The organism is Erwinia pyrifoliae DSM 12163 (assembly GCF_000026985.1).
In the GTDB taxonomy this organism is placed as follows: domain Bacteria; phylum Pseudomonadota; class Gammaproteobacteria; order Enterobacterales; family Enterobacteriaceae; genus Erwinia; species Erwinia pyrifoliae.
On the sequence record NC_017390.1, the window covers coordinates 2,678,186 to 2,692,049 of the forward strand.

A 13,864-nucleotide genomic window follows, 5' to 3' on the forward strand; every position below is an offset into this window, starting at 1 on the left:
CATTGAAATAGAGATTTATTAAGGAGTTAAGCTATGGCTGTAACAAAGCTGGTTCTGGTACGTCACGGCGAAAGCCAGTGGAACAACGAAAACCGTTTCACCGGTTGGTACGACGTTGATCTGTCAGAGAAAGGCCGCACCGAGGCAAAAGCCGCCGGTCAGCTGCTGAAGAAAGAAGGTTTTACCTTCGATTTTGCTTACACTTCTGTGCTGAAACGTGCCATTCATACCTTGTGGAACATCCTGGATGAAGTTGACCAGGTGTGGCTGCCGGTAGAGAAGTCATGGCGTCTTAACGAGCGTCACTACGGTGCGCTGCAAGGACTGGATAAGGCTGAAACCGCTAACAAATACGGTGACGAGCAGGTTAAGCAGTGGCGTCGTGGCTTTGCCGTTACCCCACCTGAGCTGGATCGTGCCGATGAGCGTTTCCCCGGTCACGATCCTCGCTATGCTTCGTTGTCCGCTGAACAGTTGCCGACGACCGAAAGCCTGGCGCTGACCATTGACCGCGTGCTGCCATACTGGAATGAATCTATTCTGCCGCGTATGAAAAGCGGAGAGAAAGTGATCATTGCCGCGCACGGTAACTCCTTGCGCGCGCTGGTCAAATACCTGGACAATATGAGTGAAGAAGAGATCCTCGAATTAAATATCCCGACTGGCGTACCGCTGGTCTATGAGTTCGATGAAAACTTTAAGCCGATCAGACACTACTACCTGGGCGATGCAGATGAAATCGCCGCTAAGGCAGCTGACGTAGCTAACCAGGGTAAAGCGAAGTAAGAGTTAAGTCCGCACCCTGAATGACGAGATTTGAGATTTTCAGGGTGCGTTTCACAAACCGGCAGCGATCAAGCCCCGATAAAAACCAACTATTAACTTCAGCCAATATTCAATCCTCCGGCTCCTAAGAAAAATGCTTGGGGGAATAATTAGCGTTGTGTACGATTTCAAATCGTGATGCAAACTGTTTTAGAATATTTTGCATAGCATGAGGATCATGAGCGAATTTTTCAAAACTGCTTTGTAATATTTCCGGTGGGTAGCCAAAAGAAGTCACTGTTCCTTGAAAAGCTTTCACCGGCAAGCCTGTGATCTGATGCATGTCGTAACCTAATGGCGGGGTCAGAAAACCGAAATCAGCTGAGTGGCAAGCAATAATTCTGATTGATGCATAATTATCATAGTTAATGCCTCCGATCGAACCTAAGAGCTGATCTAGCCCTTCATAATCTAACTTATTAACCTGTAGTAGCTTGCCTGAGTTATCGAGTCGCGTTTCAATTAAAGATGTTTTTTTACCATGCGAATAGATATTTAATCTGGGTTTATTTTTATATGTGTCATCAAAAACACTGACGCCATAGCCTAAATATTTTAATCCCATAATTTCTTTTTTCTTTTTATCGAAAGAGAGATTACGCAGAGTTTGTTGGCTTTTGTTAAAATCAAAAAATCTCTTTAGACTCTTGGATAACGGATATCTGAACTTTCCAAAAGCATGCAAAAGGGAAATCCCTAAACCTATTGACGAAGAGACACCGCCAATAGCAAGCTCATGCTCATTACCATCCCCCTGTATTGATTTTATTCCTAAAATCCCCGCTCCAATTTCAAATATTGAAAAAACGGTCATCATCACAGAAGACATTGCCAGAGATCCTCCCAGAGTAGCTATGCCAGAAACAATCGATAAAGAGCCGGCAATATAAACGGGGATTTTCCAATGTTGGTTAGTGAGATAACCGGATTTGTCATCATTATTAACCGGGTTATTATTACAGTAAATATAAGGGTTTAAATTACCGCCGTTAAAAGGTGATAAATTATCAGGCGTGGTAAACCTCTTATTTTCGGCATCGTACAACCTGGATCCAAGAAGATATCCGTCGGCATGGGCGTCATACAGATATCCATTGATACCAACGGGAAGATCGCTTTGCGAAACACTGCCATAAATATCAGTCGTTGGAACCGCACTGCCTTGATATTTTCCATTATTGAAGTTCAACACAAAGAATGGAGTGCCTGAATTATTCGTGATTATCTTCTTTTTAACCAAATCATTCTGATTTTGGATGTTTATCTGCTTAGCTTCCCCATGAAGAAAATTGACTGACTGGTATTGCATCTTATTTTTAAGATCAATCATGTTAATAATTTCATCATCATTACCACGGAATGTACTGATTTCCTCTGTTTTTTTTCCTTCTGTGAGGATCTTTTTAAACAGAACTTTATTTGAGTTTCCGAACTTATACTCTGTAACATAACTATCACGCACGACATTGTTTTCATAGCTGGTTTTTTCAATCGTAGATAAATTTAACGAACTATCGTAGTAGTAAATAGACTCTTTAGCCTTAGTCGAGTGAGCGCCGACTGTTTGCGTATGTTTTTTTCTTAACAAATAACCCAGGTTGCTGAACTCATAATCAGTAAAATCCAATGTGCTGGTATTATACATACGCCTCAGTAAAAATGGGTTAGTCTTATCATAAAAGAATTTTATATCACCATGGCTGTTATCGTCATAGGTAGAATTAGCTTCGCATATATTTCCTACTTCATCATAAGCATAGGCTACTGCTCGTATTCCCTTTCCACTTTTATCGGTTGTCAGTACATCTCCCCTGCATTGGTAGTTTTTTATTCTGTCCAGTTCGTCGTAAATAAAACTTTCAATCCTGATAATTTCTACATTTTCTTTTAACTGTTTGATCACTCTTGATTTAATCAAATTATTAGCGTAATACATGGTTTCAACTAACAGGTTAAGGCTCTGAAATGGATCCGGGACAGGTTTTTCACAGGTAAGAGACAGAGCAACACGCCGCTGAATTTCTCTGCCAAACTCGTCGTAGACCAACTGGAGTGCAGATTTACCAAGTTCATCACTTTCAGTGATATGACCGATCCTGCTAAATTTATCATAAAGAATTTCAGTTTTTATTTTACCGCTATTGATTTCTGTTAGCCTTCCATGTTTATCGTGTGTATAGACATATTCAGTATTATTTTCATCCGTAATTTTACTAATGCCATCATTATTGATATAGTTTTCTTGCTTGTAAGTGATATCAATCGAATTATTGTCATGTGTGAATGTAGTATTTATCACTAACGAATTATTTCCTGTATCTTCGGTTATTTTTTCAATGTAGGTATCATGTGCCGATATATATTTAGTTTCAATCAGCGAGTCATCGATATACGAATACAAAAATTCATTACGGAATTTTTTTTCTTTATCTGTTATTGATAATATTTTGTTCTTTAATCCATAATCATTTTCATAAAGTATGGTGGTGCCATCAGCGAAAGTGATCTCATCTGGCAGCGGACGATCAAGATTATAATGGTACTTGGTCGTCACGCCATAAGCCTGACTCTCTTTAAGTCTGTTCAGTGCATCGAAAGTTTGCGTCCCTATTTCAAACTCTTTTCCATTGAAAGACGTAAAAGTCAGTTGTTCGATGAGTTGTTCCTCAGAATACTTATTGTATGACTTGGTGATAACTGAATGATCCGGGAGAGTAATGATATTAACTCTGTCCTGAAGATCATAACCATAATGGGTAATTCTTCCTAACTCATCCTTTTTATTTACCACTCGACCTGAAGCATCTCGCTCCAATGTTAACTGTGTGTATTGATCATCCAGAGAGTATCGTTTGAATATGACAGGCTGATTATTTATATCAAACTCCGTCATCGTTTTATTTATGCTATCATTACCATGGGACAGCCAGTGGGTTACGGTTCTATTTACAACATCTGATAAAATATTTTCTTCAACTCCATCGTCATGCCTGACTTTATTAATATTTCCCCATGGGTCGTAAGAGTAAATATTGATTAAACTTAGCTTTTCATTCCCCTTGTATGAAAAGCGATCTTCATGAACTAGTTGAGACAATTCATTGTATTTGTAAGAATGAATAATTCTTTCTTTATCACTGTTATTCTTTAAAATTGCAACAGTTTGCATTCTACCCAAACCATCATAACGTTCATAAATTTTGTTCCCATATAAATCTTTAGTCTCCACCTCATAATTTAAGCCCCCTGATTGCTCCTTGAAGTTATATTTATAGCTATACTGAAAGGTTTTCTTCTTATTTTTATCATCAACGTTAGAGGTGAGAGTGACAACAATTAATCTACCTAAATTATCACGCTTATATTCTATCCACTTACTCAAGCCATCAAAACTGCTTTGAACCAGACCGGTTACCCCATTAAACTTCACAGTTACGAAGCTGAATAAATCATCATTCTCATTTCTGGTACGCAAAACTAATTTGCCGAACAGATAATCCCATTTAAAGGTTTTAATTATTTTCCTGTCGAAACAATGGAGGGTGTGTGACTTTAATTTACCGAACTCGACGTTATCTTTCAATCCCCAATGGTAAGTTAGCGAAGTGGTATTAACTAATACGTAATTTATGAACAGTTTTTCTTCTATCGGGACTATCTTATAGCTACCTATACCTTCATCAGAGTCAGAACCATGAACAGATTCGGTGAATAGTTCATAAATGTAATCCTTACGAATATTACTTTTGATATTTCCGGGATATTCAATGCTGGTAGATTTCATTACCCAAGAGCCATTAGGCGTTTCGACTGCCTGATGTCCACGGCGAATTAAATTTGTATAAATAAATAAAAAAATTGAATTATTATCATTTTCTTGTTTGACCAGGTTACCATATTCATCGTATTCCATACTGACGACTTCATCACGCTGTTTAACATTAGCACCAGTGTTATCAGTGAATGTTGTCCTGATTTTATTAATACATTGATACTTAGGAGATTGATACTGGAAAGTTTTTGTTTCATCGCAATCATTATAAGTATAGCTGGTATTTTTTACTGTCATGCCAGCCTCAATGCGTTCGCTAATCAATAAATGAAATTTATTATAAGTTCTGATGATTTTCTTTATCACCTCGCGTCTTATATTCAAAAACCCTTCAACAGATGAATAGTGATCATTATCACCAGCCCAGTTAAAAATATAGCTGGTGGCTATTTGTTTTATACCCGACATAAACTGAGGAATAATTTGGTACAGCCATACGCAGTACAATACAGAGTCCTCAGGGAGTGTTAAACTAAACGTATTTTCGCTGCGCTTATATTCAATAGTATCTTTTCTTCCACTCGGATATCTTATTTCCTCTAACAGATTATCTTTACCTGCTACATAAGAGTATTTGAATTTCCAACTGTGTTCGCCAAAAATATCTAAACCGGTGTTTTTTATTTGTATTAAAAGGGTTTTGGTATTTAAGATTAAAGACATACTGTAACTGTATTCTGTATCTTCAAAGACCTGAATTTTTATATTTTCTTTTTCATCATAATCGAAGGATAGCAGTTCGGTATTAGTATTTATGGCTTTTTTATTTTCCCGAACGGTCCTTAGTTGTGGTATACCATTATTATAATCCCAGAATATTTGTATTTCCCCCCCTACTCCATAAAGAATTACGGAGGGTACATAACAAGTTTGTTCATCACCGTTGATATCTACATTTTCAAGCTTTTCCACGACTCCATTCATATACATAATGTAATAGATTTTTTGCGATACAGCCCCATCAGGGCTTCTGAGCAATATTTTTTTAAAGGTAAAGTCGCTGTATTTACAATCGGCTATCTCGGGCTGCCCCTCTATGGGGTCGTTAGCTATTTTGTATATCTGGCCGGATGAAAGAGATAATAGTTTTTTTTCTTCATCATAGCGGGATAGATTATCCGTAAATCCGTAGCCATATCCTTGATTTGAATACATGTTCTTAGAGTTATAATTAAGTACAAAAGAAAATCTGGCGTCAGAAAAACATGAGCTGTAGTCAAAAAGCGTGGTTGAGTTACTAAAAACGCCTGTCCTTGGGTCGACCCCAGTCATACAGGCACTGATAAAATTATCCTGTTGTATATTTACATTGAAATTCGCGGACGACTGCGTTTTTTCTTTCATGAACCCTCCGTGATAATATCATTATGTTAATATAGCTTTGTTGTAATCGTTTATTACCTGTAAAAGTTAAATCAGAATATACACCTGTTATTTCATAAATCAGATGTGGAACATGCATATCAAAATGAGTATATTAACCGGTTAAGTAAAATACGTAGGTAGATAGTTAGCGTTATGGATAAGTTCGAATTCTGCGGAAAATTTCTTACGAATATTATAGAGAGAATGAGGGTCAGTAGAATATCTTTCAAAATAACTTTGTAACGTTTCCGGTGGAATGCCAAAAATGGTCACATCCCCATGAAAAGCCTTCACCGGCAGACCTGTTATTTTATGCATATCATACCCAATCGCTGATTTATAATAACTGTGGTCACCTGAATGGCAGGCTAAGATTCTTATAGAGGCATAATCGTCATATTTAATCCCTCCGCTAGTGCGCAACAAATTATCCAGCCCTCGTGAACTGAGTTTAGACGTTTCGATAAGCTTACCTGAATCATCCATTCGTGTTTCAACCAGGGCAGCCTTTTTTCCATGTGAGTAAATATTTAACCTCGGTTTTTGTTTGTAGGTATCGTTAAATATACTCACTCCTCTGCCGAGGTAGTTTACCCCGGATATTTTTTTTCTGTTTTTGTTCACGGGCAATGTTCTAAGATCATTTAAACTTCTGTTGAAATCTAAAAACCTGCTCAAATTCTTTGATAAGGGGAGCCTGGACAATTTTGCAATATTAAAAAATGACAGGCCAAAATCGAATAGCGTTGACATGCCATATGCAGCCAATTCTGAATCATCATTAATACTTTTTAGCGTTGCCAGGCTCAACGCACCTCCTGTAATCTGTATTGCTGAAATAACGCTTATTAACACCGATGACATCGCAATTGAACAGCCGAATGTTAATATACCAGTACCTATAGATAGTACTGCCCCAGTATATATTATATTCTTCCACGTCTCCCTGGTAAGGTAACCCGTGTTATCATTATTATTTACAGGATTATTATTGCAATAGATATAAGGGTTTATATTGCCTCCATTGAAAGGTGATAAACTATCTGGCGTGGTAAACCTCATACTCTCAGGGTCGTATATCCTTACCCCCATAATATATCCACCGGACTCTTCATCATAAAAGCAACCATTTAAGGCAGGTTGCATACTTTTTTTCCCTGAAGTTCCGTAGATTCCTATTGTGGTGTATTCGCTGCTCACATACTCACCGCCCCAATATTTTGCCACAAAAATCGGAGTATTCGAATTGTTAGTAATAATTTTATATTCGATACTCGGCTCATCGGTATTTTTGAGTATCATTTTAGCCGCCCCATATGCAGAGTGGATTAGCGTCATCATCGATTTATCTTTAAAACCAATAAAGTTGGTTATTTCATCATTATATCCCCGGTGAGTCACTATTTCCTGTTTCTTAACCTTATCCTTCACTGACTTTCTGAAGAACAGTTTTCCCGTAGAGCCATAACGGTATACTATATTCTGGCTTTCATTGGAGAAATGAGTACCTGAGATAGTTTTCGTGATAGATGACAAACACAACAGGTTATTATATCTATAGCTAACATCATATTTCTTAGAAAAATCAGCATTAATTCTTTCCGTGTGCGTTTTATTAATGAGAAAACCGAGACTGTTAAACTCATTCTGTGTTATATCAAGGGTGCTTTCATTTTGCATCCAGCTCAATAAAAAAGGCTTCTTCTCATCATAGATGAATGATACACGAGTTCTGCTGCCGTCTAAATAAACAGTATCAGTAATTAATATGTTACCCACGCCATCGTAGGAATATCCCACCGTTTTTATAGCTTTGCTATTTTTATCTGTGGTCGGTATGATGCCACTACATTTATAAAATATGATTCGATTCATAATATCGTAGTTGAAAGTCTCTTTTCTAATGTCTATTTTATTATCTTCAGCGTATTGTTCGATCGAACGTGATTTTATCAAATTATTTTTGTTGTATTCAGTAGTGACTGTAATAGCAATATTTGGCTCGCTGATAGAAGGATCGCTTTCGAAATAAACCTTCACTTTTCGACCAATCTCTCTGCTGAATTCATCGTAGGAAAATTGAATAACGGACTTTCCCTCCAGGTCAGATGCCTTAATGATATTAATCCTGCTGAATACATCATACTTAATCTCTGTTTTCTCTTTGTCTGACGAGATCTCAATTATTCTTCCATACAGGTCACGAGAATATACAAATACAGTGTTCGTTTCATCCGTGATTTTATATATCCCTTCATTATTATAATAATCTTCTTGCTGATACATCAGTTCGATAATATTTCCATCATGAATAAACTTAGTGTTAATATTTATGATGCTGTTTATGGTGTCCTCTTCAATTTTTTCTATGTAGGTATCGTGTGGAGTAAAAAACTTTGACTCGATGAGTGAACCATCGACGTCTGAGTATTTGAATTTTTTTAGAAATTCCCTTTTATTATCAGTCACGGATAAAATACTATCATTCAAACCATAGTCATTTTCATAGAGATTACTTGTGCCGTCAGAAAAAATAATTTCTATCGGAAGCGGCTCATGCTGAGTATAAACATACTTTGTTGTTACCCCATAAGATTCTCTTTCAACTATTCGTTCTAATTCGTCAAAATCTTGAACACCTATATCATATTTCTTACCATCAGCGGATGTAAATGTGATTTTCTCCACCAGCTGCTGCTCTGAATATTTGTTATATTTTTTATTGATGAAAGAATTGTCGGGAAATACGATTTTCTCGACCCTGTCAAACAAATCATACTCATATTGGGTTATACTTCCTAATTCATCATGATACTTAACTAACCTTCCGCAAAAATCTCTTTCGAAAATTGTTTGCAATATTATTCCTTCAGAAAAATATCTTTTAAAGCTCACGGGCTGATTGTTGATATCAAATGTAACGGTCGTTTCATTTATAACTTCTTCGCCAAATGCCAACCAATGCGATTTGGTTCGGTTTATCAAATCCGTAACGATATTCTCTTCAACACCATCATTATGTCTTAAGGTTTTAATATATCCCCAATCATCATAAGAATAGATACTTATCAGACTAATGCTTTTATTTCCTTTATAAGTCAAATGCTCTTCGTAATCGATTCTTGAAAGGTAGTCATACTTGTAAGCGTGGAGTATTTTTTCTTCATCATCGTGTTTTTTTTTCATTGCTACACATTGTAGCCTGCCAAGACCATCATATCTTTCATAAATATTGTTATGATTCAAATCTATCGTTTTTTTTTGGTAATATAAGACCCCTGAAATATTTTCAATACTATATTCATAGGAATATTGAAACTTTTTTGACCTCGCATCATCATTGATATTCGAAGTCATTATTGCGCCAAGAATTCGCCCTATCTTATCCCTCTTATACTCTAATTTCCTCCCCAGGCTATCAGTGATGCTGCACAAAAGGCCCGTTACGGAATTCCATATCACAACCTCTTCAATTTCAATTTCATTTATTTTTGTTTTCGTATATAGTGTGAAATCATCATAGTAAATTCCGCCAGACCATATAAACTCTTTGACTTTTATTCTGTCAAAATACTTAATAGTTGAAGACTTTAATTTCCCTAAGTTTTCTCTGTCATGAATACTTTCGAAGTATTTTAGTGAGGTGGACTTTATTGAAATATTATTAATGAGTGTGTTTTCATTAATCAGCACCAACTTGTAAGTTTTAGGTTCTTCGGGGTTCGAAATCATTACGGCAGGTTTAGCAATCAACTCGTATTCATATTCTTTAACGATATTGTTACCTTCACTTTTGAGATACATTATCTCAATTGACTCAAGCAATCTCATTCCATTAGGAATATCAACTAAAATTCCACCTTGATGTACTTTTATGGCATAAGAAAAAAATATTATCGAAATATTATTATTTACCTGCCTGATTAGATTACCTCTCTCATCATAGGACATTTCAACCGCATCTTGTCTCGTATTGTTCTTAGCGATACTCAAATCGGTAAACGTCGTTTCGGTCTTTGTGATGCATTGATAGTTAATGTCTTGCTGTAATAATTCCTTTTTTTCATCACAATTTGCGTAAGTGTATATAACATTTGTCGCAGTCACTCCTACTTCTTTCATTTCACTGACTAACAAATGAAATTTGTTGTAATTTCTGGTAATTCTTTTTATTACTCTAAATCTTACATCCATATACTCTTCAGCAGAGGAATATCGTTCGCTCTCGTCGAACTTTTTAAAATTATACTGCGTAATAATTTTCTTCATATCTGCAGCAAACTGAGGTGTTATATAGTACCTTCTTACCACAAATAATTTAAAACTGTTTAGAGGTATTATATTGGGGCTGTTCCTTGCTCTGATATATTCAATTTTATCATTCCTGCCGCATGGATATCCTATTTCATTCAAAAGCCTGCCTTTGCCTGCTTTATTTGTGTATTTAAACTCCCAGTTATAATGACCACTGGCGTCTAGCCCATAATTTTTTATTTTTACCAGAAGTTTTTTTTCATTTATATGCAGGGTCACCTTATACTCATAAGGCTCATTTTCAAATAGTCGTATGGTTCTTTCATTTTCATTAGTCGCCATGAATGACAAAAGATACCCACTGGTATAGGTGCCAGACTTTTGTTCTTTCACTGACTGTAAAAATGGAATGCCTTCAATATAATCCCATTGCAAATGTATTTCACTAATAATGCCAAAGTATATAACGACCGGCACGTATATTTTTTGTTTCTGCCCCCTTAAATCTAAGTTTTGCATTCTTTCAATAACACCATCGATATATTTTATGTAATAGTTAATTCGGGGTGCTTCTCCAAGAACGTCTCCTACTTTATATTTGGTAAATGTGAAGTTTTCAAAATCGAAACTGACTAAATCTCTTGCGTCATCGGCCTTATCATTGGAAATAGTGTAAACCTGTCCTGATGAAAGCATCAGTGTTTTCTTTTCCGCATCATAGCGAGACAGGTTATCTGTAAATCCATAGCCATAACCTTGGTTATAATCAAGCGCCTTGGAATTATAATTCAGCACAAAAGAAAATTTGGCATCAGAAATGACTGACGAATAATCAAATATAGTCGTCGCATGATTAAAAAAACCCGTCCGGGGATCTACACCAGACATGCATGCGCTTATGAAATTATCTTGTTGCGTGCTTAAAATGACATTATCAATGCCGTTATCATTACTATCCATGATTGCACTCCAATAAAGTGGTTGTAACTTATTTCAAACTGTCATCTTAGTTTTCTTACTACAGGCTGCACATCGTAAATGTCAATCAATTGAGCACGCGTTTTATATCGCTCAGCATAATAATATTTCTCGCTATTTATCCCAATTACAGGATAAGTAATAAGAATCATGTATGAAGCGGCATGTTTTATGAAGCATGAATCTACATCAACTTCTTGTTAGTTGAATATACTGACGACTTTGTCCCCCTCCTGTTTAATACAGCAGGCTACGACGCACTTCACCACTTCTCTTAAATGCTCTTTCAATAAAAAAGTGGCTAAAGTTACGATTCAGTCATAACTGTTTAAATCTGACTGCAGGATAGTTTTTTAGTTACCAATGAAGTGAAAAGGAATGTTAAAAGAATATTAGATGATATCTTGGATTATGGCGTTTTTTGGCCAGTTGAGCTTCAACAAAAGATCAACTTGAAGGATAAATCGTAGAAAATATGTTTACGGAATGCGGAATTGACTTTTTCTGGCGTTTCTTTTGAACTTACCGTGAAGCTAAAACTTACAGTGAACTCAAACTGGCGATAACATGTGTTGCTGTGGCAGCCTGACCACGGCGTCAAAGGCATCCATGCTTTACATTCTGAAGCGCCAGTCCCCTTGACGTGAAACAGCACTCCTGCACTTAAATGATTAGCGTGCTGAGTGCTGTAAGTCACTACAGCGTGCTATTTACGCCGAGTTTCCACCGCCTGCGCCAGCTGACGCAGCACGGTTTCGGTATCTTCCCAACCTATGCAGCCATCCGTTACGCTCTTGCCGTATACCAGCGATTCTCCGTTATCCGTGTTCTGATTACCTTCCACAAGGTGGCTTTCAATCATCACGCCAATAATGGCTTTTTCACCCTTCGCAATCTGTAGCGCAACATCTTCAGCGACTATCATCTGCCTTTTAAACTGCTTGCTGCTGTTCGCATGGCTGAAGTCGATCATCATTTGAGCCGGAAGTCCCGCTTTTTCGAGCCCGGTTTTGACTTCACTAACATGATGTGCACTGTAGTTTGGTTCTTTACCACCGCGCAAAATAATGTGGCAGTCAGTGTTGCCACTGGTTTCAACGATGGCAGAATGGCCGTACTTTGTCACCGAAAGGAAGCAGTGTGGCGCGCTCGCCGCACCGATAGCGTCGATTGCAACCTTAATGGTGCCATCCGTGCCGTTTTTGAAACCCACGGGACAGGACAGCCCGGAAGATAGCTCGCGGTGCACCTGAGACTCGGTGGTACGCGCACCAATAGCGCCCCAACTCATCAGGTCGGCAACGTACTGCGGAGTAATCATATCCAGAAACTCTCCGGCAGTCGGTAAACCGATGTCATTGATCTCTACCAATAGCTGGCGAGCGATGCGCAGACCGTCATTGATACGGAAGCTGCCATCCATAAAGGGATCGTTAATTAATCCCTTCCAGCCCACTGTCGTGCGCGGTTTCTCGAAATAGACACGCATCACGATTTCCAGTGAATCATTTAGCTCTTCCCGGAGGGCCAACAGCCGGATGGCGTACTCTTTGGCCGCAACGGTATCGTGGATGGAGCACGGGCCGATCACCACCAGCAGCCGATCATCTTGTTTTTGAAGGATCTGATGAATCGATCGACGGGCTGAGGAGACCGTTGCAGCCGCCTTGTCCGTGGCAGGGAATTTTTCGAATAATGCCACAGGAGGCAAAAGCTCCTTTATCTCTTTGATTCTTAAGTCATCGTTCTGATAATTCATAATATATCCAGGTTATTTCATTGCCTTACTGCACACCGGGCGCATCACCCTCAATTTATCGCGCCTCTTCTGCCCTGTAAATCAGCTTTAAGCATTAATATGGCTGGCAAATTTGATTTCTCTTCGATGCTGTCTACACTTTCAGTGCTAACAGCTGTATTAACCGTATTAACAATTTTTAAGATTCGATCTTGCAGCATGTTTCTTTCTGCACGTTTAAATTGCGTTAACTCAATGATCGAGTTTGTCAGGCAGTATTCAATACTTAACGGAGCATAATGATGAATAAATTTGCAATGGTATTGCTGACAGCAGCAATGACCCTGGGTAGTGGAGCAGTGATGGCAGCAAGCGGTAACGGTTCAGCCAATGCGGCTGCAGACGCCGGTGCGATAGCGCCCGGTGCAAAAGATAATCTTGCTCCTAACCACGTCGATAACAGTAAAATCAATACCGAGGGTAGCAGCGCACTGAAACATAAGAAAAAGCATCACGGCCTGAGTGCAAATGACGTGCACAAAAATACCCAGTGTAAAGAGGGTAAATGCACCAACATCAATACGAAGGTTGGTAACGGTGCTGATACCAAAACTAACGGTACCAGCCAGTAAGCGAATTCGTACCGTTGATCATTCAAGGAGAGCCACGGCTCTCCTTATTTTGTGTCAATATTCGCGTTGAACAGATTTTTTGCCCGATTCCCTCTGGATTTAGCTGTTTTATCCCCCGCCACAGGAAGTTAAGTGCTTGTGACGCTAACCGATTCAGGCTCGCCATCGCTTAAATTTTTCAAGCCACCGAGCCAGCCTTCAATTTATTGATATGATTGCTGCATAGTCTGTTCAATTAAC

Annotated in this window: 5 protein-coding genes; 2 read left to right on the plus strand and 3 right to left on the minus strand. The window is 38.1% G+C overall.

Features of this window, described 5'->3' with window-relative positions; all coding sequences use genetic code 11:
* The first annotated feature begins 33 nt into the window (after positions 1–33).
* On the plus strand, positions 34–786 hold the full coding sequence (gene gpmA, locus EPYR_RS12125) for a 2,3-diphosphoglycerate-dependent phosphoglycerate mutase (RefSeq protein WP_012668694.1): 753 nt from the start codon (positions 34–36) through the stop codon (positions 784–786).
* Between the two features lie 124 nt (positions 787–910).
* On the opposite strand, the gene EPYR_RS12130 is transcribed toward gpmA, so the two are convergent.
* The 3 genes from EPYR_RS12130 to aroG form a co-directional block, all read right to left on the minus strand.
* Positions 911–6,001, minus strand: coding sequence for an RHS repeat-associated core domain-containing protein (locus EPYR_RS12130; RefSeq protein ID WP_012668695.1), 5,091 nt, complete (start codon positions 5,999–6,001; stop codon positions 911–913).
* A gap of 141 nt (positions 6,002–6,142) precedes the next feature.
* A complete protein-coding gene (locus EPYR_RS12135; protein ID WP_012668696.1) occupies positions 6,143–11,236 on the minus strand; it encodes an RHS repeat domain-containing protein in 5,094 nt (1,697 codons plus the stop codon).
* Positions 11,237–11,960: 724 nt separating this feature from the next.
* Positions 11,961–13,013 (minus strand): 3-deoxy-7-phosphoheptulonate synthase AroG, encoded by a 1,053-nt coding sequence (gene aroG / locus EPYR_RS12140; RefSeq protein ID WP_012668697.1) that lies wholly within the window; start codon positions 13,011–13,013, stop codon positions 11,961–11,963.
* A 278-nt stretch (positions 13,014–13,291) separates the two neighbouring features.
* On the opposite strand from aroG, the gene EPYR_RS12145 reads away from it, so the two are divergent.
* Positions 13,292–13,624 (plus strand): protein YbgS, encoded by a 333-nt coding sequence (locus tag EPYR_RS12145; RefSeq protein ID WP_014539201.1) that lies wholly within the window; start codon positions 13,292–13,294, stop codon positions 13,622–13,624.
* Positions 13,625–13,864 lie beyond the last annotated feature (240 nt).

Excerpts from the sequence above, each read along its gene's own strand:
- EPYR_RS12145 (WP_014539201.1), top strand. The coding sequence starts at position 13,292 with ATGATGAATAAATTTGCAATGGTATTGCTGACAGCAGCAATGACCCTG.
- EPYR_RS12135 (WP_012668696.1), bottom strand. The coding sequence starts at position 11,236 with ATGGATAGTAATGATAACGGCATTGATAATGTCATTTTAAGCACGCAA.
- gpmA (WP_012668694.1), top strand. The coding sequence starts at position 34 with ATGGCTGTAACAAAGCTGGTTCTGGTACGTCACGGCGAAAGCCAGTGG.
- aroG (WP_012668697.1), bottom strand. The coding sequence starts at position 13,013 with ATGAATTATCAGAACGATGACTTAAGAATCAAAGAGATAAAGGAGCTT.
- EPYR_RS12130 (WP_012668695.1), bottom strand. The coding sequence starts at position 6,001 with ATGAAAGAAAAAACGCAGTCGTCCGCGAATTTCAATGTAAATATACAA.